Here is a 20,830-nt window from a genome sequence, read left to right as displayed (position 1 = left end):
TAATGTGTTATGGTCTGAAAATCCTCCTCAGAGTCAAATACTGTTTAAATAACAGGGGGTGAAACTAAACACGCCCCGGTTTTTGAAAATGAGTTTTGTAATGCATACATAGCAAACCCCCATAAACCCGTCTATCAAACTGGTTTCTCCACGTCTAAAAATCAGAGCTTTTCAAAAAAGGGAAGTAGAAAAGCTATCCTAAATTCTATACTGCTATGTTGTCCTTGAGGTATTTGTATGCTATTAAAGAATACAGTGCAGTCCCTTTCCAGAGTACACTTTCATCTATGTCAAATTTTGGATGGTGGTGGGGATATACTATGCCCTTCTCTTCATTTCTAATTCCCAGGAAGATAAAGACTCCCGGGGCTTTTTGTAAGTAGAAGGCGAAATCCTCAGCTCCCATAGTGGGTTCAGCCTCTACAACCGGCCCTAAGGTTTGAGCAATTTTCATAGCGAATTCAGCAAGTTCCGGGTCGTTTACTGTTGGTGGATAAGGAGTTCTAAATAGCTCAACAGTCCCTTCACAGTCCCAAGCTTCTGAATAATGTTTCACGATTTTCTCTATTCTAGCCATTATTTTGTTTCTTAAGTCCATATCAAAGGTTCTGAGAGTGCCCTTTATCTCTACTACATCCGGAATAACATTATACCCATGACTTGCAGTGATAACGGGGGTAGTTATGACCGCTGGCAAGAATGGATTAACATACCTTGAAACTATTTTTTGGAGTGCGTTGTAGATATCGGCCGCGGGGTTTGTTGGATCATTTGCAAGATGCGGAGAGGCCGCATGACCACCTTTTCCTTTAATCCTTATTATGTATCCGTCGGAAGAAGCCATGATTGGCCCTTTCCTTGTGGCAATTACCCCAGATGGCAATTGAGCCCATACGTGTATTCCGAATATTGCGTCTACGTCGTCTAAGTACCCTTCTTCAACTATTTTCTTGGCGCCTGCTCCTCCTTCTTCCCCGGGTTGAAAGATTAGTTTTACAGTTCCCTCAAGCTGGTCTTTAATTTCAGCCAGTATTTTTGCCGCTCCGAGAAGCATTGCCGTGTGAGCATCGTGACCGCAAGCGTGCATCTTTCCAGGAATCTTTGACTTGTATGGAACGTCATTCTCCTCCTGAATTGGCAGGGCATCCATATCGGCCCTTAAGGCAACCGTTTTACCTTCTTTGCTCCCTCTCAAAATTCCAATAACACCAGTACCAGCAGTTCTGACGACTTCGTAACCAAGCTTTTTGAGCTCCTCCTCCACAATCTGAGAAGTCCTGACTTCTTCAAACCTGACTTCGGGATGCATGTGAAAATCCCTTCTCTTCTCAACAACACAAGACTCCAATTGTTTGGCAAGTTCTATAATCTTGTCTTCCATACCCCCATCCTCCTAAGAGGTTTATAAACAAAGACAAAAAAGTAGAAAAATCAAAGTCTAATTGGTGCTCCTGGTCCCAATGGGAGCCCTAAAAGGTACCAGACTATTGCCATCACTATCCACGTTACTAGGAACACCATGGAGTACAAGACAGTTCTTGAAATTATTGTACCAATGCCTACATCCTTCTTGTATACGCTTGCATAGCCGAGTATAACCGGGAAGTATGACATTAGTGGAGTAACTGCGTTAGTGCTTGAGTCACCAATCCTGTAGAGCAGCTGGGCCCACTCAGGGCTGTAGCCTAGGTAGTACATCATGGGTACAATAACTGGGGCCAGGAAAGCCCACTTGCTGGAACCGCTTGTAATAAATAAGTTAATGAATGTGGAGACGAATATTATTGCGATAAAGAGGCCAATTCCAGTGAATCCAGCGGACTTAAGGAAGTTCGCGAGCTTTATTGCAAGGATTGATGCCATGTTTGTGTGTGTAAAGGTGTAAATGAAGTTTGCTATGGGGAATACTATCACAATGTATGAAGCCATGGTCTTCATGCTTTCTACCATATAGTTGAGCATGTCGGAGGGCCTCTTAACTGTTCCAACGCTTTTTCCATAGACATATCCTCCAATTACGAAAAACAGGAACAGTATTGGAACTATGCCCCTAAGGAATGTGGAAGGCACGATTGTATTCTTAACAGGGTCCCTTAGTGGGCCGTTTGGAATTATGGTCAATAGGAACATTAGGAGGAAGTATCCTCCTGCAGCCAAAATTGCTTTCTTTAGTGCTTTCATATCTTTATCTGTAAGTGGGGTTAAGTATTCGGGTGGAACCTGAGCGTGCTCGTACTCCTCATCCCATCTGGCAAATCTTGGCATTGCGTATTTAACAGTAAATACTGTCCCGACTATGGTGAGTATAATGGTTGAAGCTACCATGAAATAGTAGTTTGCGGTTGGATATACATTATAGTTCGGGTCTACTATTTTTACAGCTGCATCTGTGATCCCCGCAAGCAGCACGTCAGTTCCTGCGATAAATATATTTGCAGTAAAACCTGCTGATGCTGCAACATAACCTAATATCAATCCAAAGATGGGGTCTTTTCTTCTAGAGTAGAAGAGTGCTGCCGAGAGTGGCGGAATTATTATCAAAGCTGCATCTGAAGCTAAATTTCCACAAATTCCCACAATAAATATTGCTGGGATTAGATATTTCTCTGGAACTCGGGTTAGAGTCTTCATGATTGCTGGGATAAATCCTGATCTTTCTGCAAATCCTGCTGCCATCATCATTACCAGTACCAGTCCGAGTGGTGGGAATTTTGCGAAGTTTGAGACCATATTTGTTAGAATCCAGGCAAGACCCTCTCTGTTTAATAGGCTTACTACCTTAATTTCTTCCCCTTTTGCTGGATCTACTGCAGACACTCCTCCAAAAATTCCGGAGAGTATAATCACTAAGAACCAGAGACCCAAGAAGATCCAAAACATGTGGGGCAGTTTGTTGCCCACTCTTTCTATCCAGTTAACAAACTTCATTAACAATCCTTCGTTTGCTTGGGCCATTCTACCACCTCTTTCTTATTTTAGTTAGTGCCAACTCAAGATGTCCATTTTTATGCACTGGCACAGATATGTTCATCAAAAGTGAATTTTAAAATCGTTTCTAAAACCTTTAGTTTCCAAAAAGAAGTTCCGTATATCCACTATTGCTGAGATACCTCCGTGAATGTTCAAAATTGGTGAAAAATGGGCTCTTAGTATTCCAAAGGCTTTGTCATCAGGGGCAGTCGTAAGATATCAAAGGCTTAAATCACCAATGCTAACAACTTCAGAAGCCTCGAAATTTTATAAAAAGAGAAAAGGGTTTATGGGTAAATCCTTGAGGGTGTTCTTGGGAACAGAGTTGCCCATCTGATGTGGTCTAGCTTCAGTACCCAAGCAACGAGCCTTTCTAACCCAAGTCCAAAACCGCTGTGTGGGACACTTCCATACTTTCTAAGGTCGAGATACCACTCGTAGTTCTTGGGATCCATGCCCTCTTCAATTATTCTCTGAACAAGCTTGTCGTAGTCGTCTTCTCTCTGGCTTCCGCCGATGATTTCACCGTATCCTTCTGGGGCCAGCATGTCAGCAGCCAGGACTTTTCTCGGGTCTTCGGGGTCTTCTTTCATGTAGAAGGCCTTAATGTGCTTGGGGTAGCCGTAGACAAAGAATGGCCTGTCAAATTCATCTGTTAGAACTCTTTCCTCGTCAGCACCCATGTCCTCTCCCCACTCTATCTTGACTCCTTTGCTCTGGAGGATGTCTATGGCCTCATCATAGCTTATCCTTGGGAAGGGGGGCTCTGCGTTTTTGAGTGTTGTGAGGTCTTTTCTGAACCTCTCAACCTCACTTCTTCTGAGCTCGAGAGTGCGCTGCACCATATAACTTACAAGCTCCTCCTCGACTTTCATTATGTCCCACAGATCCATCCAAGCTGCCTCAAGCTCAAGGTGCCAGTACTCGGTGAGGTGTCTCCTTGTCCTGCTCTTCTCAGCCCTGAAGCTTGGAGTTAAGCTCCAAACCTTTTCCAGTCCAAATATTGCCGCCTCAAGGTAAAGCTGGGCTGACTGGCTGAGGTAGGCTTCTCTATCAAAGTACTTCAGCTTGAAGAGAGTTGAGCCACCTTCAACTGCGCCGGTGACCAAAATTGGTGGGAATACCTCATACCATCCATCCTGTAGGAGCCATTCCCTCGCTGCCTGTATCAAGGTCGCTTTGACCTTCATGATGTCCGCTACTTTGGGTGAACGGAGGTGCAAATGCCTCACATCTAAGAGGAATTCCTCGCTTGCGTCTTTTGTTATTGGGAAGAAGTCAACATTCTGGATGATTTCAATCTTGTCCGCCTGGACTTCAACTCCTGTTGGAGCTCTTGAGTCAACTTTAACGGTTCCTTCAATTATCACGCTTGATTCTATTCCAACCTGCTTTGCTTTGGTATAAGCATCTTCGCTGAGCTCTTTTGTAAAGACCGTTTGTACTATGCCACTTGAGTCCCTAAGGACTATAAAGACTTTACTTCCAACCTCCCTTTTTCTATAAACCCATCCGGCAAGTTTTACTCTTTCCCCTTCCATTTTTGGCTTTACATCCGCACAATAAACCTTCTCAATCATTATAAAACACCTCCCAACATTATTTGGGTTTCAATCTTATCTTTATTAATCTATCCCAGAAGAGTCAATTATTCCAGAGGAATTTTGCAAGGAACTTTTTGCCTTTAACCTCAAATACCACTGGCATGGCTATCACATCTTTAAACCACAAAGAAAATATTTAAATCCTTCGCCTCTTCCTTTGCCATTTTGCCATAGGCTGTTCTCTGGTTAGTATCTTGCGTAAGTTTTAAATACTTTCGTTGCATATTCTTACTTGGGTGTCATTAATGCCTAAGTTTTACAAACCATCAGAAGTTGCGGAACTCCTCAACTACAATAAGGTCACCATAATCCGTTGGATTCACGCTGGAAAAATCAAGGCAATTAAAATAGGTCGGGACTTTAGAATCCCCGAGGAAGAAGTCCAAAAACTGCTCGGTAAAAAGAAGGAAACAACAAGAGCAGTCCTTTACGCCAGAGTTTCAGGAAGGGACCAAAAGAATGACCTTGAGACACAACTCAAAACCCTCAAACAGTACGCCATCAGCAAAGGCTACCAAATCGTTGACGAGGTTAAGGAAATCGCCTCAGGACTGAACGAAAACAGGAAAGGTCTTAAAAAACTCATTAATTCAGCCAAAAACAAGGAGTATGACGTCCTCCTAATCACATACCCCGACAGGCTAACAAGGTTCGGGTTCAAATACTTGGAAGAACTCTTCTCAGCCTACAACGTGAGGATTGAGACAGTCTTCACCAAGGATAAGACTCCACGAGAGGAACTCGTTGAGGATTTAATCGCAATAATAACCAGTTTTGCGGGCAGACTTTACGGATTGAGGAGTCACAAGAACAGGAAGTTCGTTCAGGGGTTCAAAAAACTCCTCACGGAGGTTGAAAAAGAGTGAAACTAACTCGCACAGTAGTCCTTGAGAGCCTTCCACTCACGAAAAGAAAGTTCGAGGCAATAAAAGAAGTTTATGACGAATACTCCGAAATTCTGGAGTTCCTAACTGATTATGCTGTTGAAAACAAAGTGAAGAGCCACCTGAAACTTAGGAAACTCTTCTATGAGAACCTGAAAGAGGAATACACTCTTCCAACGCATTATTACTACACTGTCTGTCAGGATGTCGTGACCAGGGCTAAAAAATTCCTCGAATTGAAGAGGAAGGGAAAGGCAAAAACGGAGAAACCCATCATTAGAAAAGTTTCCCTCTGGCTGGACGATGTTTTATGGGATTACAAAAGGTTTCCACAGTTCAACGCACTCAAAGACGGGAAGAAGCTCCTCATAATCGGCCTGACAACAAAGAGAGGACGAATAAAACTCCCGTTGAAACCACACAAACTCTTCTTCAAGTATCTCAACGATGGGTGGGAGGTTAAGGCGGGCGTGAAACTCAGGTTGATTGAAGAAGAACGAAAAGTCCTTGCGTATTTTGTCTTCGAGAAAGAGTTTGATGAACCATCACCGAGTGGAAATTTTCTCAGCGTGGATTACAACGCTGATAATGTTTCCTTTGGTATTCAGGAGTTTTTAATTCAGGTTAGGACGGATTTGGGGAGATTGACGAGGTTTTATTCTGACGTGAGGAAGAGAATTCAGGAGACTCATCTTATCGGTTGGAAACGAAAACTTCCCTCAAGGAAGGGGAGGAAACTCCTCAAAAAATTTGGGCAACGGAAGAGGAATAGAAGAATTGACCTTCAGAGGAAGTTAGCAAAACGGCTCGTTGAACTTGCTAAAGAGTTAAACGCTACGATTGTTCTTGAAGAAGTTCCCAAAAACTTCAACCAGAAGATTATGGGAAGGCGGAAAAAGAACGAGAAGAGGTTGAGGGATACTCTTCACAATATTGGTATGAATGGTTTTCAAAAGTTCGTCACTGAAAAGGCGGTTGAATATGGTGTTCCCCTTGTCTTTGTTAATCCGTCTTATTCCTCACAGGTTTGTCCTCGCTGTGGTGCGTTTAGGGTTAAACCTGATGACGACGCTCTGCGTCAGAGGGTTTTTGAGTGTCCTGTTTGTGGGTTCAATCTTGATCGGGATTTTGTTGCCGTGTTAAACTTGTTGGGGCTGTTTCCGTTCAGCCTGAAGGCTGATGAACCACCAGTTGAGGACTCGGTGAGTCCCGTGATGCTGGTGGTCGAAGCCAACCTCCTGCACCACAAGAACTCGTTGATAGTGATTAGTCAAGGACTACAACAAAAATAGGTGCAGGAGGAAACGGTTTAAATATTCGAAACACCACAAAGTTAATCCCTATAGGAGGTGAATAACAATGAAAGCAATCATTGCCGATTATGCTCTCGATGTCGAGGGCATTAAGAGGGATGTCGCCGTTCTTATAGAGGGGGACAAGATCGCTGGGATTGTTCCCCTTGAAAAGCTTAACGAGTTTGATGTGGATGAGATTTTTGGGGGAGATGGATACCTTCTCATACCAGGACTTGTCAATGCTCATACCCACGTGGCAATGAATAAGTTCAGGGGATTTGGAGATGACATGCCCCTCGACAGGTGGCTTAAAGAGGTAATATGGCCCATGGAAAAAGAGTGGAACGAGGATGAAATCTACAAATGGGCTCTAATAGGGATTGCTGAGGCAATAGCAAGCGGCTCGACTGTAATAAATGACCATTACTTTTTTGCATGGAAGATAGCGGAAGCGGCTGAAAAGTTAGGTGTTAGGGCTTTTATTGGGCAGACGATGATGGATCTCGTGGATATGCCCATAGCAGAGCCCAAGCGGGGGTTTAAGTTCTTTAAACAATGGAAAAAAGATGGCCTGGTGAGGGCAACACTTGCCCCTCATGCAACGGATACAGTTTCGAGAGACCTCCTAATGGAAGTCAAGGAAATCGCGGAAAAGGAAAACGCACTGATTCACATGCACGTCTCTCAAAGCAAAGAAGAGGTCCTTCGGGTCAAAAGAAGAGAAAAGATGCTGCCGGTTGAGTACCTAAAGGAAATGGGAATGCTGGGGAAGAACTTTATAGGGGTTCACGGCGTGTACCTTTCAAAAGAGGAGGTTAAAATTTACGCGGAAAGTGAAGCAACCCTTGTCCACTGTCCTACAAGTCTTGCAAAGCTTGAGGGAGAAATCGCTCCAATAATAGACCTGTGGGAGCTTGGTGGAAAAATTGCCCTTGGAAACGACTGTGCCGTGTCAAACAACTCCCTTGATATGATTCTCGAAATGAAGTTTGCGGCAATACTCAACAAGGTGAAGAGAAAAGACCCAACAACACCAACTGCAAAAGAGGTATTCTACTGGGCAACCGTTGGAGGAGCCGAAGCGCTGGGACTAAAAGCTGGCCTCATAAAAGAAGGCTACTTAGCGGACCTGGTTCTGATAAACACAAAGAAGCTCCATTTCCTGCCGAAGGAAAACGTGCTTTCGCACATTGTATACTCAGCGAAGGGAAGCGATGTGGAGAAGGTTTTTGTGGGAGGAGAGCTGATATACGACAGAGGAAAGTTCCTAAAAACAGAAGAAATCGAGAAGCTACTCAACGACTAAAGAAGTCTGTCGAGAAATATGTTGACGTAGGCTATTACGTGGGACGTCAGATAGCTCTTTTTTCCCACACTAACTTTTTCCGCTATTCCTTCAAGGAAAGCTTCATCTTCTTTTGCTAACCCTTCGTGATCCCCAAGAACAAAGGCAACGTTGCCTTCGAACTTCATTTTTTCAATCGGCTTCCCTTCTTCGTGAAGGTAGTAGAGAGTTGAGCTTTTGATAGTTTTCCGGATAATGTCTTCAAACCTCAGATTGCTCACATAAATGCCGGGAAGGACGGAATACTCCTTTGCAGGCTCCTTTATACCCTCACCAACTTTTAGGGCTTTCATTATTATCTTGGCAAGGCTCATCTCATCCGGGTTTATTGTCTTGGGCTTTATTTCACTTCCCTCAAATCTGATGGTTTTTGGAGGGTTGGGAGGCCCGCTGAGGTTGAGCCACACCCTGACGTCCTTCCTAAACCCGTGAGAAAGAAGAAATGCCGAATTTAAAGACCTGCAAAGCAAATCAATCCTCCCACTTGTTCCAGGGAGGTCTTTCAGGCTAAAATCCGCTTTTGTACGGGCTTTATTGGCCTTTATTATGAACGTCCTCACTGAAAACACCCAAGCTGAGAAGAAAAGAAGAGTTAAAAAAGTTCACTCTAAAGCTTGGAGAAGCTTCTCGAGGAACATCTTCTCTGGATAAGCACCTTCGAATGAAACCTTGTCTTCCCCGTCGACCCTTATAACGACCTTTGGAACTGCCATGACGCTGTACTGGTCTGCCCACTCGGGGAATTCTATTGCCTCTATCATGTCTCCAAGGATCTTGCCCTTTCCTGCAAGTGCGTTCTCAATTGCAAACTTGTGGGCCATTCTAACTGCCATCGGGCAGTACGGGCATGTTGGGGTCACAAAGACATATATTTCAACATCCCTGTCGATGTTCCTTACTGCCTCTTTAGTCTCTTCTGAAAGGTCTGTTTCGCCTCTCGATACGTCAACAATGTCCTCTAAGAATGATCCAAACTCATGCCCTGCTGGAAGGCCAAAGTATCTAACTCCAAGGTCTTTTCCGTCCTGGGTTATTATGGTTACTGGGGCTTTATCAATTCTGTACTTCTCGGCAAGCTCCTTTTCACTGTCAAAATCATGCACTTCATAGCTTATAAGGTCGCTAAGCTCGCTAATTTCTTCAACAAGCTGTTTCAGCTGGTCACAGTACTGGCAGTGCTCTTTTCCTGTGAAGACGATGAGCTTAACCGGATTAACGAGCTTTGAAAAGAACTCCTCCTTAATTATCTTCTTGTCCCCATCACTAATAAGCGCCATCTCCATACACCTCCAATCAGTTTCAAACTAAAGCTTTTTAACCTTTGGGTGCGATACACCCATGGTAACTTTACAAATTTAGAGTTTTCAACCAAAGGTTAGGATGACGGTATATAAACTTTACGATACAGATTTGGGTAGGTGGGCAACATGTCTGAACCAGATATATTTTACATCTTAGGGAACAAGGTGAGGAGAGATTTACTCAGTCACTTGACATGTACCGAGTGCTACTTTAGTCTGCTCAGCAGCAAGGTTAACGTTTCCTCCACTGCTGTTTCAAAACACCTGAAGATAATGGAGAAAGAGGGTGTCCTGAAGTCATACGAAAAGGAAGAAGGGTTTATCGGGCCTACGCGAAAATACTACTCCATAGCCGTTTCAAAAACGTTTCTTGTAACTGTCACACCCAATATATTCTGGTATAAAAGTCTGGATTTGGGTTCTCCCGAGAAGCTTGAAAGATTCGAAATCAGGCTTGATGAGCTTGATAAGTCCCCAAAAAGCTTACATTCCATGGTAACAGCTTTTATAGAGGCAAACAAAAAGCTGGAGCAGATAATAGATGCTTTAAAAACTATTGAGAGCTACAGAAACAACCTCATGAAGAGCATTAAGGAAAGATATTTGAAGGAAATCGGCGACATGACCCAGCTTGCTATCCTTCATTACTTGTTGCTCTACGGTAACACAACAGTCGAGCAGTTAAGCGATGTTTTGAACCTCAAAGAAAGAGAAATTAAGGAGAAGATTGAGGAACTCTCAAAAGTGATACCGCTAAGCTTAAAAGAAGACATCATAGAAATTGATGAGGAAGAGCTTATGAAAAGAGAAGCAAAATGAGGGGGTTGCCATGCCAGAAAAAATTAGGATCATTGTAAACGAGGATAAGTGCTATCTCTGCGGTGGCTGTGCTGGAGTTTGTCCGGCCCTTGCGATAAGAGTTTCCTCTTCAAGGTGGGAGTTCTTCCCCGATAAATGCATTTCCTGCAGAATATGTGTAAGTACTTGCCCTGTGGGAGCTTTAAGTGCTGAACCTCTGGAGGGAGAGTCATGAAATACGACGTTGTTGTTGTCGGGGCTGGAATTGCGGGCCCAATAGTCGCTAGAAATGTTGCCAAGGAAGGGTACTCAGTTCTTCTCATAGATAAGAAGTCTGCTATAGGCGCCCCAAAGCAGTGTGCTGAGGGAATCAACATAACAGTCTTTGAGAAATACGATATTCCCTACGATAAGAGATTCATAAACCGCGAGATTTACGGAGCAAAGCTATATTCTCCGAGCGGTTACGAGCTTGAACTCAGGTACAACGATGTAAGCGGGGTTATTTTGGAGAGAAAAGTATTCGATAAAATGCTCGCTTTCTATGCTGCAAGGGCTGGAGCCGATGTGCTCGTCAGAACTGAGGCTGTAGATGTCATTAGGGAAAACGGCGCTATAAAAGGAATAAGAGCAAAACACGAAGGAGAGCCCATTGAAATATATGCCGACGTTATTGTAGCAGCTGATGGTGTTGAGAGCACCATAGCGAGGAAGGCAGGCATAAACACCTACGCTCCACCCCACGAGTTCGACTCTTCCTATGAATACGAGATGCTCATAGAGGGCTTTGATCCAGACTTGATTCACCTGTGGTTCGGAAACGAAGTGGCACCCAGAGGCTACGTATGGGTCTTCCCGAAGGACGAGGACAGGGCCAACGTGGGCATTGGAATAAACGCCGACAACCCAAAAACAGCTAAGTACTACCTCGACAAGTGGCTCAAGGAAAACAACATCCCGGCAAAGAAACTCCTCGAAATTAACGTTGGAGTAGTCCCAGTTGGTGGTATCGTCAAGGAGCTTGCCAAAGACAATGTGGTCGTTGTGGGAGATGCTGCCAGACAGGTAAACCCAATGCACGGCGGTGGAATGGCAGAAGCCATGGAGGCAGGAACAATAGCAAGCAAATGGATAGTAAAAGCACTTGAAGAGGAAAACCTTGAACTTCTGAAGAACTATACAAAAGAGTGGTGGGAAAAGGACGGCAAAAGATTGGAAAGAGTCCTTAAAGTCAGAAAAGTCGTGGAAAAATTAACTGACGAAGATCTGGATGTATTTATCCAAGTGCTAAGCGGGGCAGATGCGGAAAAAATTGCAGGCGGCGATTATCTGGAAGTCATAAAAGCCCTCCTCAAGCATCCAAAAGTGCTCATGAGCCCAAGAAGGATAGCCCTCCTTAAGGAGCTTCTCTGATTCTAACTTTTAAGTTATAACTTCTAACCTCTATTTTTTCTTCGGTTTTTGTAGCAGTTCATATCAAGGCACACTTCGTATTCTCTATTGCGCTCTTTGATCTTCACTATTGGGGCATTTCCGCATTCAGGGCATGTCTTTCCAGTTGGGATTATTTCTCCCCTTTGGAGAAGTGGATATGTGACATTGCAGTTGGGCCAGCTGGAGCAGCCTACGAACCTCTTTCCGGTTTTTCTGTTATATTTCACAACCAGGTCGCCACCGCATTTGGGACATTTCCCCACTATTATGATGTCCTCTCTCTTTTCGGCAGACTTTTTGATACTCTCCTCTTCTTCTGCAGTAAGTTCCTTTGTGCTAGCACGTTTCTTATTTTCTTTGTTTTTCTGGCTCTCAACAAACGTTTCCAGAAGTTTTTTCCCTATTTCTTTCTCTTTTTGCTTGAATTCTTTTAATATTTTTACAAGGGTTTCCTTGGACTCTTCGATAACTTTCTCCTTGCTAACTTTTTTCTGCATTATCTGTTCCATCTTTTCTTCAAACTCCTTCGTCAGCTCTACGCTTATTATGTCTGGGACGTTGTTTTCCAGGGCTTCTATCACCTTCATGCCGAGAGGAGTCACCTTTATCTGTTTCTTGCCCTCTATGTAGCCCCTCGAATATAAGGTTTCTAATATTTGAGCCCTTGTGGCCTTAGTTCCAATGCCGAGGTCTTCCATTTTCTTGATGACACTTGCTGGAGAATACCTTGCTGGTGGTTTGGTTTTCTTCTTCTCTCTCTTTATCTGGATAACTTTTACTCTCTCCCCTTCCTCGAACTTTGGAAGCAAAACTTCATCAAATTTAACGTACTTGCCGTAAATCTTCAGCCATCCCTCTTTAATTGTCCTTGAGCCGCTGAGGATAAAGCGGTGGTTGTTTGAGTTTATGATTACTTTCATACTCTCTCTTACGGCGGGGTCAGCGAATGCGGCTAAGAATCTCCTAACTATCAAATCGTAAAGATTCTGCTCATCTTTGCTTAGATCTCCGGGTTTGGGCAGCTCACCAGTTGGATATATTGCCGGGTGTGCGGGGTCGTCTTTTTTACCCTCAACCGGTTTTAAGACCCCCTTTCCCAAAAGCTCGTGAGCATGGGGCTTATAATCTGGAATTTTAGCAAGGTTTTGGATAATATACTGATAGTTCAAATTTTCTGGAAGTTTTTGGGACGAGGTTCTAGGGTATGAGATGAAAGATTTTTCATACAAACTTTGTGCTATTTCGAGGGTCTTCTTTGGGCTGTAGCCGAAGGCAGAGTAAGCTTCCCTTTGAAGTGTCCCAAGGTCGAAGGGATGAGGGGGGTTTCTTTGCTGCTGTTTTATCTCTATCTTCTCCACAAATGCCGGCCCTTTTTTGGCCTCTTCAACGATTTTTTTGGCCTCTTCCTCGTTAAAAATGCGATCTTTCTCGTAGACGGCTGTGTACTGTTGACCGTTTTTTTCGAGAATCATTTTTATGACCCAGTATGGCGTAGGAACGAAATTTGCGATTTCCCTTTCCCTTTCAACCAAGAACTTCAACGTCGGCCCTTGAACCCTTCCCGTGCTTAAAACTATCCACTTACCGCTGGCTTTTCTTATAGCCGAGCTCAACGCTCTAGAGAGGTTTACTCCCCAGTACCAGTCAAGGACGTGCCTTGCTATTCCAGCATCGGCCATTCCGAAGTTAATCGTCGGCTCTAAGTTATACCACGCTTTTAACAGGTCTTTTTTCGTGAGTGCGGAGAACTTCATTCTCTTCGCCTTTGAAGGATCAACGCCGCAGGCATATTTTAACGCAGTATACCCTATTACCTCACCTTCGGTATCGTAGTCACACGCAACGACAAACTCATCCGCCCTCTTTGCGAGCTCTCTAAGGGCTTTTATGTAATCCTTAGCGTAGCTTTTTCCCTTTTCTGCAACATAAACGGGGACCCATTCTATATCAAAAACCGGGTAGCCGTAAGTTTTCTCCTTCGGAGCGAGTGAGAAGAGGTGTCCAACGGCTGGAGCAACTATTATTTTTTTCCCATCTCTTGTGAGCTCATAGTAAGGGACTTTACCGATGGTCTTCCTTACCGGCTTACCTTCGGCAAGGGCATAGGCTATTTTTCTGGCTACGTTTGGCTTCTCTGCAATTATGAGCGTAGTCATGATACCCCTCTCACTTCCTTTAAAAAGGGAGTATAAGAATTTTTTGGAAGTTGTGGGCCGGCAACAGAGGCCCGCGTTCACTTTTCGCGCGGGTGGATGCACCGGCCCTGTGGGCTCGGCGTGAGCACGCTCCGCTCATAGAGCCCGATACCTTGCGGAGGCGGGTTCAACCGAGCCCGTGCGAGGAGACTGATTGTCCCCTCGCTGTCGGCACTCTAAGATATGAGTGAAAGGTTAAATTCTTTACGCTGTTGTTATCAAAACTACACCCACAACGGCTAACACCAATCCTGCAAATATCTTAGCGTTTGGCGGCTCTTTTAGAAGTGCTATGGCAAGAAGGGAGGATATAATTGGGTTTACAGCACTTACCGGGGCAGAGATCTGGGAACCGACCAAACTTACGGACTTAACGAACGCATACTGGCCAATTATTAAACCAAGCAGAGCCGCTCCAGAGAGTGTTGCCAATTCGTTTTTCGTGATTCCTCTAAGCTCTTTCCAATATTTGGGGAGGAACACACTAATACCCAATGCAGCAAATATCATCCTAATGCCCGCTAAAGATAGGGGAGAAACTTGCGAAGCCAGGACATCGAGCAGCACTATTGCAATGCTCCATGAAATAGGTGCTAAGATGGCGAATATAAATCCTTTGCTGTCGAGATGTTCTTCAACTTCTCCTTTTCTAACTATGACTATTGCCAGAAATACAAGGAATGCTCCAACGATTATCTGGGCATTTATGTTCCTACCCAGAAACAACCAAGCCCATAATATGGTCCAGAGAGGATAGGAGGATGTTATTGGGACGGTTCTGGATACACCCATCAACTTGAGAGCATTAAAGTAGAAATAATCCCCTATAACAAAGCCGAACTGGCCAGAGATAAACGTGATTAAGAGAACCCGCCAATTGAGGGAAAATATCTCGGCATAGCTTCCGGTGAAAAAGAATAAACAGGCGTAAAAAATCGCCGTGATGTATAGCCTGATTATATTAACGGTAACTGCGCTCTTGTTCTTCATCCCAATTTTCACTAGAACCGAAGCGGTTCCCCATCCAAGTGCAGAAATCAACGCGAGTAATGCTCCCCACAGCGTGTTCATGTTAAGAAAGGTGAGTGCTTAATTTAAAAACTTAACGTTTCGAAAACTATCTTAACTTCTTACCAGAGAGCTTAAAAACCTTTGAATTAAAAATAAAGTGGTGATGAGCTCGGCAAATCTGAGCGTTGCTATGATGACGATCTTGAGTGCTGATGTCATCTTATCTTAATTTCAGCGTTTCTGAGCTTTATTGGAATGTTATGCTCTGCGGATACTTCTCTTATTACCTTTTCCATGACTTTCATGACATCTTCACGCACTCTTTCGTCAGAAATAATTCCTAGCAGGGTGCTTCTTTTGTCAAAGCTTGCCTCAAGATCAACCAGCACTGTCCCTCCCTTAAACTCCCAATCAAAATTCATCCACCTAAAAACTGAATTTGGAAGCTCCGTTAGTTCTCTCTGCAGTCTTCTCCGCATTTCCTCTATTGCTGGCACTATTTTGGTTTTCAACAGAGTCTCTTCAATTTCTCTCTTTTTTTCTTCAGTTATATATGAGAGCTCCTCAACTCCCGCTTCTCTGAGAAGCTTTTCTATCTCCTTTTCTAACTCTTCTTTCTTGCTGATTATCTGCTCGGCTACTCCCGAAACGTTCTCCTCTTCTAGGTGAAGCTCTACCCTGTGGACAGTTACATATTTGTTCAACGCTCTTCCAATCTCTCTTGCGTGCTGCCTTAGTATTTTATTGACGACGCCTTCTGCTTCTTCTTTGCTAATTCCGGAAGCTTTGCCCCAGAGTGTTAGGTTAATTTCGTGCTCTCTTCTCCCCTTTATGTCTAGGAGCATCTTCTCGATGTCGATACCTGCACTTTGAATGTCTTTGAATATCACTCTAGCATAGGTAGAGAAGTATGGCTTGATGCTTTCATGTGCTTCAACTATTATGTTGCTTTCCACTCTGCGTGGAACAACAACTTCTTCCTTCTCTTTTTTCTCTTCTTCCGGCTCTCCGGGAGCGATTATCCTGGCCTGGGCGTTATTTAAGATTGGCTTAAGCCCGGCCTTTCTCCAGATTACTGGAAGGTGTTTGTTCACAAAGTACAGCACCCTCTTTTCCAGGGCTTCCCTTGAGCTTTTGTCTTTCTCACTCGTTCCATAAATGTTTACGCGAAGATAGATTACTCCAGAACCAACCTCTCCGATTAGTTCCATTTTCTTTATAGAAACTCCATCCAGGGTTTTTATCTCCTCTAGGATTTCTTCCCCGTACTCCTGAAGAATTGGCTTAAAGATTTCTCCCCCCACTACTTCCACTTCAATATCTGGACTGCCTGGGCTGTCGGGTTTTTTCTCTACTTTGGGGATTTCTTCAGGGACTTGTTCCTCCTCGCTTTTCGGAGGAACTTCCTTTTCAGTATCTTTTTGTACTGTCTCTTGAGGTTCCACTTTTGCTTGCTTTTCTTCTCTCTTCTCGAGGACTCTCTCTAGCAATTTTTCCTTTTCCAGTAGTTCAGTGTCTTCAATTTTGCTCTCCCCGAATAGTTTCTTAAGCTCGACTTTTGGAGTCGCATTGTAAATTTCAAGATTGTCGGTTATTGAGAGCTTTAGGGATATTTCATCGAGCCCGTACAAGTCCACTACGAGTGGATAGTCCAGTATCTTCTTTAGGGTTTCAATACTGTCCTTTCCGGTTAACCTCTTTTTGGAATTCAGGAGGTCTACCTGAGCAGCCAGAAGTTTTTTTCTGTCCAGCATAATTGTTGCATAATACTTTTCTTTTTCGTCCTTGGTGAAAATTTTCAAAAATACTCCGCTAAACCCGTGATTGGAAAAAGCATTGTAGATTAAAGTAAGCAGTTCTTGTTTTTTGGTGCATACAATGTTCTCTTCTATTGGTGTGATATCTGGAAGTTGCATCTCTACCACCATTAGGTATATATATCAAAAGCTGAATAAAGGTTCAGGAAACTACAAAGGCTTTATACAATTTAAAGTTCATTTGGGAATATATTTAAGCATTATTGTCCTTAAGGTGGGTACCATGAGAGTGTTAATACTTGGTGGAGGAACCATAGGGAGAAGTATTGCTCATGCACTTAGAGGAGAATTTGATATTGTCCTTGTTGAACAGGACGAAATTAGGGCAAAATCTCTCAGCGAGGGCGGGTTTCATGTTATTCAAGGGGATTTCACTTTTACTGCCTCTTTGTTAAAGGCGGGCATTGATAGAGCAGATTTGATAATAATAACCACAACAGACATAAATAAGATAAAAAGGGCAATACCCACAATTAAAAACAACAATCCAGAAGTGCCGATTTTAGTCATCCTTCCTGATGATATGACCGCTGAAGACCTGACATCTCAGATAAAGGAAGAATTTGAAAGCGAGGTCAAAATAGACTATGCTATCTCCCCAAAGGAAGCCGTAATCAAGGCAGTAGTTGAGATGGTAGAGGACATAGGAACGAGGAAGAATGCAATTTTACTTTCCAAAAAGCTCTCGGAACTAAAGCAAAAGACTGACTCACTTTTAATAGTCATGCACGACAATCCCGACCCAGATGCCATGGCAAGCGCTGCAGCTCTCCAAGCAATTGCCCAAAACATGGGGCTAAAGGCAACAATTGTTTATGGAGGAGATATAACGCACCATGAAAATAGGGCGTTTGTAAATCTTCTTGGGCTGGATATGAGGAAAGTTTCTCCGGGCTCTTATGAGATTAAGAGGTACTCCGCCATAGCCCTGGTTGACTGTCAGCCCAATGGAAATGTGAGCATTTTAGACGACGAGGATATTGAGAAAATAGAGATAATTGTTGACCATCATCAGCTTCTCCAGAATCTAGAAGAAAAGCTCCCCAAGAGCGCATTTTTTGATATCAGGCCGGAGGTAAACGCTACCTCCTCAATAATGGTTGAGTATTTGAAACACCTCAATATAGAGGTCAATGAGCTTCTTAGCACCAGCCTTTTCTACGGCATCTACATAGACACAAAGAAGTTCTCAAAGCTTAGTCATACCGACCTCGAAGCTTTGGAGTTTTTGGCTGGAAAGGTGGATTATGACATACTGGAAAAGATAGAGTCTCCGGACATCTCTACTGAAACTGCAGAGGTCTTAGCCAGGGCAATCCTAAAAAGAAAAGTATACAAGAACATTGTCATTTCAAACGTAGGCTTTATAACTAACAGGGACGCCATTCCTGAATCTGCGGACTTTTTACTCAGGCTGGAAGGTGTCAATACCGTCTTAGTCTTTGGTATAGTCGATGACAGGATTGAAATTTCCGCCAGAACCAGGGACGTAAGGGTAAACATAGGCAAGGTTCTGAAGGAGGCTTTTGGAGACATAGGTAGCGGTGGAGGACACCCACAATCGGGGGGTGCAAGAATTCCGCTGGGAATCTTCAAACTTGCTAAGGACAAGGAGTCACTATTAAAATTGGTAGAAGAAGCAATAACAGAGAAATTCCTAGAGGCTCTGAATGCCAAGGAGGGCTAGTCTTTCTTTGCTTCTATCAATATTATGTCCCCAATTGCGGTTACCCTCTCGTAGGGAATTCCAACTTTTTCTCCGGGGAGTCCAAGTGCCAGTATTCTTCCCGCTCCCTTGTCGATCTCTATCAATACCTCATCAACGTAACCGATGTAATATCCCCTAGTGTCGTATATCTGCTTTCCGTAAAGCTTTGACAACCTCATTACCATATCACTCACCGTTTGAAATTGGAGGTCTTTCCTTTTAAATTTTCTCACTCATCGCAGTGTTTTCAAGAAGGAGTTTGAAGAAAATGACTGCGAGCAAGTTTGAGGGTAGGCGAGGGAGACCAAACCCCATTCTTCACTTTACTACCTCTACTTTAACCTTTGAGCCGTCCTTTAGATTGAGCTTCTCTCTAAGGCATACGGGCGCTATTATTTCCGCGATTCTCGGCGGGTGTATCGTCCTGGAAGGGACAACTATCGCCCCTTCGATTCCGTTTATCCTGACTTTGTAAGCCTTTACGTCTCCAAAGGTTCTGCCCTCTTTTGTGAAACCCGGGATTGTTATGGGTTCCACATTGTAGAGCGCATCGTAAATCGTCTTTGGAAAGATTACCAAGATATTCAGAGTTCCCGGATAAGGTGTAAAGCCGAGGTAATCCTTTATCCTGTCCCGGTACTGTTCCACGTAATATTTGCCTTCCCCAATCCCCGAAACGACTTCTCCCAAAATAAATTTCCCATACAAAACCTTTCCAATTTCGTCGAACATTTCCTCAAGAAGCTCTAACCCTTTAGGAGTTATCTCCACAAAGGTTTTCTTTCCGGAGACTTCCTTCTTTAAATAGCCGTTTTTTTCCAGGCTTTCAAGCCTTCTCATTACTGACTGGGGAGAGGTGTTTAATTCCCTGGAAAGCTCTCTGAGAGTAACCCTGACCTTATCCCCGATGGCACCTTTCTTGGCGAGGGAAATGAGCAGCTTAATATCTTCCATTTTCAGCACCCTTGGAAAGTTTATCCGCAATTCTAAGAGGTTTTGGATAGCCGTTTTCATTAATCATTTCAATAATCTTCTTTGCGGAGTCAAGGTCAATTAAGTTGCCAACACTTACATAAGCTTTTCCCACCTTTACGAAGTCTTTTGTATTGGGCAAGGGGCGTTTTGCGACCCCTATTGTGGGTTTATTGATAAGGACACCTACATGCGAAGCCAAGCCATACCCTCTTGGATGAGCCTTTCCGTGCCCCTCCACGAGGAGGACATCGAACTTTTCACCCTTTACCAGCATCAAAATTGGTCTCGTTTCTCTCAAGAAAAAGTAGGTGGGGATGTAGGGAAAATTTACCTCCGTTTCGATAACTTTCGTTTTTAAAACTTCACAGGAAGGAAAGGAGCACAAAACAAAAGCCCCTCTCGCTCTATTTCCCTTATAAGACACATCAACCGCGGCAATAGTTTTGACCTTCGAAATGTCCAGAGGCTTTTCCACAATCTTTTTGCTCAGCTTTCTTTGAAGTTCTGCAATCTTTTTAAGATCCATTTCTCCACTCCTCAAGCTTCTTTTCCAAATCCTTGTTAATCTTCGCCCTTGTCAAATCTTCAAGAGTCCTTTCCAGAACATATCTTGCCTGATCTTGCTTTTGCCTTATGTTTACAAGCCCTTTGGGATATTCAAGAGTAACAAGCTCATCGTAAACTTTTTCCATGAAAGCGTAGACTTCCTGAGCCTCCTCTAAGTCTCCTTTCAGCAAGAGAGTTAGAAAATATCTCCTTAGCTCTCCAATGAAGTCTCCAATTCCAAGGGCATAGTCGGCCTCGGGGATTCCAATCTCCTTTGGAAGTGGAAACTTCTCGCCATTTAGATAGCAATAAAAGAGCAGGGCTTCAACATACTCCTGATGGGCACTCTGAACATATCCAGTAAAATAGAGATCTTCGTGACCTTTGAGCTTCTCTTTTAGTTTTTTAACGAGCTCTTCAGCTTTTTCCAGTCTCTCCTTTGCGGTCTTGATCTCTCCTCTATGCAGGGCTTTTATTGAGTCTCCGCTCAGCCTTACGATGTCCCGGGTAAGCTTGAGTGCCTCCTCCCGCAGTTCATCTTTTTTATCAAGAACTTCTCTTATCTCGGCTATTATCTCAGAAATGTTCATTCCTCACCACCGAAAAGATTTCGATTACAAGAATAAAAACCTTCTTATGTGGGCTTGGCGTATCCCACCGCTGTCATCGTTAGCCTTTCGGCAACCTCAAGCGGCCCCGGAGGCCAAGCCCTGTGCGCCCGGCATCGTCCCCCAGATTCACAGCTGCCCAGACGCTCCTCCGGTCGGGCTACCGGGCGTGTCGGATGCCATTATAATACTCTGCAGAGAGAAATTTTAATTTTTCTATTTCCAATAACTGCCAGTTATATCTTGGCATTGACATCATGCCGGGGCGTGTTTAGTTTCACCCCCTGTTATTTAAACAGTATTTGACTCTGAGGAGGATTTTCAGACCATAACACATTA

19 protein-coding genes are annotated in these 20,830 nt (G+C 43.7%); 7 read left to right on the top strand and 12 right to left on the bottom strand.

The genetic code is table 11. From position 1 onward, the window contains the following. Window positions 1–205: 205 nt before the first annotated feature. The 3 genes from cpsA to asnS all read right to left on the bottom strand — a co-directional run bounded on the left by cpsA (window position 206) and on the right by asnS (window position 4,550). On the bottom strand, window positions 206–1,381 hold the full coding sequence (cpsA, locus tag GBV73_RS06265; RefSeq protein WP_152880128.1) for a carboxypeptidase CpsA: 1,176 nt from the start codon (window positions 1,379–1,381) through the stop codon (window positions 206–208). Window positions 1,382–1,431: 50 nt separating this feature from the next. Next, the gene (locus GBV73_RS06260; protein WP_152880126.1) at window positions 1,432–2,955 is read right to left on the bottom strand and encodes an AbgT family transporter; all 1,524 of its coding nucleotides are present in this window, start codon (window positions 2,953–2,955) and stop codon (window positions 1,432–1,434) included. A 302-nt stretch (window positions 2,956–3,257) separates the two neighbouring features. Then, entirely contained in the window at window positions 3,258–4,550 is a 1,293-nt protein-coding gene (gene asnS, locus GBV73_RS06255; RefSeq protein WP_152880124.1) for an asparagine--tRNA ligase, read from the bottom strand. A gap of 269 nt (window positions 4,551–4,819) precedes the next feature. Here asnS and GBV73_RS06250 point away from each other — a divergent pair, with 269 nt between their 5' ends. The 3 genes from GBV73_RS06250 (at window position 4,820) to GBV73_RS06240 (ending at window position 8,059) form a co-directional block, all read left to right on the top strand. Then, window positions 4,820–5,440: an IS607 family transposase gene (locus tag GBV73_RS06250; RefSeq protein WP_152880122.1), complete on the top strand. Its 621-nt coding sequence runs from the start codon at window positions 4,820–4,822 to the stop codon at window positions 5,438–5,440. Further along, window positions 5,437–6,750, top strand: coding sequence for an RNA-guided endonuclease InsQ/TnpB family protein (locus GBV73_RS06245; protein ID WP_371717041.1), 1,314 nt, complete (start codon window positions 5,437–5,439; stop codon window positions 6,748–6,750). The genes GBV73_RS06250 and GBV73_RS06245 overlap by 4 nt, the downstream gene beginning before the upstream one ends. Before the next feature lie 67 nt (window positions 6,751–6,817). Further along, window positions 6,818–8,059: an amidohydrolase gene (locus tag GBV73_RS06240; RefSeq protein WP_152880120.1), complete on the top strand. Its 1,242-nt coding sequence runs from the start codon at window positions 6,818–6,820 to the stop codon at window positions 8,057–8,059. Here GBV73_RS06240 and trmY read toward each other — a convergent pair. Further along, a complete protein-coding gene (trmY, locus tag GBV73_RS06235) occupies window positions 8,056–8,658 on the bottom strand; it encodes a tRNA (pseudouridine(54)-N(1))-methyltransferase TrmY (protein ID WP_371717040.1) in 603 nt (200 codons plus the stop codon). The two genes, GBV73_RS06240 and trmY, sit on opposite strands and share 4 nt — an antisense overlap. A gap of 42 nt (window positions 8,659–8,700) precedes the next feature. Further along, the gene (locus GBV73_RS06230) at window positions 8,701–9,375 is read right to left on the bottom strand and encodes a thioredoxin family protein (protein WP_152880118.1); all 675 of its coding nucleotides are present in this window, start codon (window positions 9,373–9,375) and stop codon (window positions 8,701–8,703) included. Between the two features lie 150 nt (window positions 9,376–9,525). On the opposite strand from GBV73_RS06230, the gene GBV73_RS06225 reads away from it, so the two are divergent. The 3 genes from GBV73_RS06225 to GBV73_RS06215 are packed head-to-tail and all read left to right on the top strand — an operon-like array spanning window position 9,526 to window position 11,610. Beyond that, a complete protein-coding gene (locus tag GBV73_RS06225; protein WP_152880116.1) occupies window positions 9,526–10,218 on the top strand; it encodes an ArsR family transcriptional regulator in 693 nt (230 codons plus the stop codon). A gap of 10 nt (window positions 10,219–10,228) precedes the next feature. Further along, complete coding sequence (locus GBV73_RS06220; RefSeq protein ID WP_152880114.1) at window positions 10,229–10,432, top strand: DUF362 domain-containing protein; 204 nt, start codon at window positions 10,229–10,231, stop codon at window positions 10,430–10,432. Beyond that, window positions 10,429–11,610 (top strand): NAD(P)/FAD-dependent oxidoreductase, encoded by a 1,182-nt coding sequence (locus GBV73_RS06215; protein ID WP_152880112.1) that lies wholly within the window; start codon window positions 10,429–10,431, stop codon window positions 11,608–11,610. The genes GBV73_RS06220 and GBV73_RS06215 overlap by 4 nt, the downstream gene beginning before the upstream one ends. A 23-nt stretch (window positions 11,611–11,633) precedes the next feature. Here the strand turns inward: GBV73_RS06215 and topA are convergent, their stop codons facing one another. The 3 genes from topA to GBV73_RS06200 form a co-directional block, all read right to left on the bottom strand. After that, a complete protein-coding gene (topA, locus tag GBV73_RS06210) occupies window positions 11,634–13,787 on the bottom strand; it encodes a DNA topoisomerase I (RefSeq protein WP_152880110.1) in 2,154 nt (717 codons plus the stop codon). Window positions 13,788–14,030: 243 nt separating this feature from the next. Then, window positions 14,031–14,897, bottom strand: a complete 867-nt coding sequence (locus GBV73_RS06205) for a DMT family transporter (protein ID WP_042700409.1) — start codon at window positions 14,895–14,897, stop codon at window positions 14,031–14,033. Window positions 14,898–15,052: 155 nt separating this feature from the next. Further along, window positions 15,053–16,753: a hypothetical protein gene (locus tag GBV73_RS06200; protein WP_152880130.1), complete on the bottom strand. Its 1,701-nt coding sequence runs from the start codon at window positions 16,751–16,753 to the stop codon at window positions 15,053–15,055. A gap of 124 nt (window positions 16,754–16,877) precedes the next feature. On the opposite strand from GBV73_RS06200, the gene GBV73_RS06195 reads away from it, so the two are divergent. Then, a complete protein-coding gene (locus GBV73_RS06195) occupies window positions 16,878–18,341 on the top strand; it encodes a DHH family phosphoesterase (RefSeq protein WP_152880108.1) in 1,464 nt (487 codons plus the stop codon). Here the strand turns inward: GBV73_RS06195 and GBV73_RS06190 are convergent. From GBV73_RS06190 to GBV73_RS06175, 4 genes are all read right to left on the bottom strand, one after another. After that, the gene (locus GBV73_RS06190) at window positions 18,338–18,547 is read right to left on the bottom strand and encodes a PRC-barrel domain-containing protein (RefSeq protein ID WP_042700401.1); all 210 of its coding nucleotides are present in this window, start codon (window positions 18,545–18,547) and stop codon (window positions 18,338–18,340) included. The two genes, GBV73_RS06195 and GBV73_RS06190, sit on opposite strands and share 4 nt — an antisense overlap. 133 nt (window positions 18,548–18,680) lie before the next feature. Beyond that, window positions 18,681–19,316: a DUF120 domain-containing protein gene (locus tag GBV73_RS06185; protein ID WP_042700399.1), complete on the bottom strand. Its 636-nt coding sequence runs from the start codon at window positions 19,314–19,316 to the stop codon at window positions 18,681–18,683. Next, on the bottom strand, window positions 19,303–19,863 hold the full coding sequence (locus GBV73_RS06180; RefSeq protein WP_152880106.1) for an endonuclease V: 561 nt from the start codon (window positions 19,861–19,863) through the stop codon (window positions 19,303–19,305). Before GBV73_RS06180 ends, GBV73_RS06185 begins: the two co-directional genes overlap by 14 nt. Next, the gene (locus GBV73_RS06175; RefSeq protein ID WP_152880104.1) at window positions 19,853–20,473 is read right to left on the bottom strand and encodes a haloacid dehalogenase; all 621 of its coding nucleotides are present in this window, start codon (window positions 20,471–20,473) and stop codon (window positions 19,853–19,855) included. Before GBV73_RS06175 ends, GBV73_RS06180 begins: the two co-directional genes overlap by 11 nt. Window positions 20,474–20,830: the final 357 nt, after the last annotated feature.

It is taken from the genome of Thermococcus sp. 101 C5 (genome assembly GCF_009372125.1).
Taxonomy (GTDB): domain Archaea; phylum Methanobacteriota_B; class Thermococci; order Thermococcales; family Thermococcaceae; genus Thermococcus_A; species Thermococcus_A bergensis.
The sequence above is the reverse complement of the archived record's forward strand: the minus strand, read 5'-3'. Positions and strand labels throughout refer to the sequence as shown.

Coding starts and splice junctions, on each gene's coding strand:
- cpsA (WP_152880128.1), bottom strand. CDS start 1,381: ATGGAAGACAAGATTATAGAACTTGCCAAACAATTGGAGTCTTGTGTT.
- GBV73_RS06260 (WP_152880126.1), bottom strand. CDS start 2,955: ATGGCCCAAGCAAACGAAGGATTGTTAATGAAGTTTGTTAACTGGATA.
- asnS (WP_152880124.1), bottom strand. CDS start 4,550: ATGATTGAGAAGGTTTATTGTGCGGATGTAAAGCCAAAAATGGAAGGG.
- GBV73_RS06250 (WP_152880122.1), top strand. CDS start 4,820: ATGCCTAAGTTTTACAAACCATCAGAAGTTGCGGAACTCCTCAACTAC.
- GBV73_RS06240 (WP_152880120.1), top strand. CDS start 6,818: ATGAAAGCAATCATTGCCGATTATGCTCTCGATGTCGAGGGCATTAAG.
- GBV73_RS06230 (WP_152880118.1), bottom strand. CDS start 9,375: ATGGCGCTTATTAGTGATGGGGACAAGAAGATAATTAAGGAGGAGTTC.
- GBV73_RS06225 (WP_152880116.1), top strand. CDS start 9,526: ATGTCTGAACCAGATATATTTTACATCTTAGGGAACAAGGTGAGGAGA.
- GBV73_RS06220 (WP_152880114.1), top strand. CDS start 10,229: ATGCCAGAAAAAATTAGGATCATTGTAAACGAGGATAAGTGCTATCTC.
- GBV73_RS06215 (WP_152880112.1), top strand. CDS start 10,429: ATGAAATACGACGTTGTTGTTGTCGGGGCTGGAATTGCGGGCCCAATA.
- topA (WP_152880110.1), bottom strand. CDS start 13,787: ATGACTACGCTCATAATTGCAGAGAAGCCAAACGTAGCCAGAAAAATA.
- GBV73_RS06205 (WP_042700409.1), bottom strand. CDS start 14,897: ATGAACACGCTGTGGGGAGCATTACTCGCGTTGATTTCTGCACTTGGA.
- GBV73_RS06200 (WP_152880130.1), bottom strand. CDS start 16,753: ATGCAACTTCCAGATATCACACCAATAGAAGAGAACATTGTATGCACC.
- GBV73_RS06195 (WP_152880108.1), top strand. CDS start 16,878: ATGAGAGTGTTAATACTTGGTGGAGGAACCATAGGGAGAAGTATTGCT.
- GBV73_RS06190 (WP_042700401.1), bottom strand. CDS start 18,547: ATGGTAATGAGGTTGTCAAAGCTTTACGGAAAGCAGATATACGACACT.
- GBV73_RS06185 (WP_042700399.1), bottom strand. CDS start 19,316: ATGGAAGATATTAAGCTGCTCATTTCCCTCGCCAAGAAAGGTGCCATC.
- GBV73_RS06180 (WP_152880106.1), bottom strand. CDS start 19,863: ATGGATCTTAAAAAGATTGCAGAACTTCAAAGAAAGCTGAGCAAAAAG.
- GBV73_RS06175 (WP_152880104.1), bottom strand. CDS start 20,473: ATGAACATTTCTGAGATAATAGCCGAGATAAGAGAAGTTCTTGATAAA.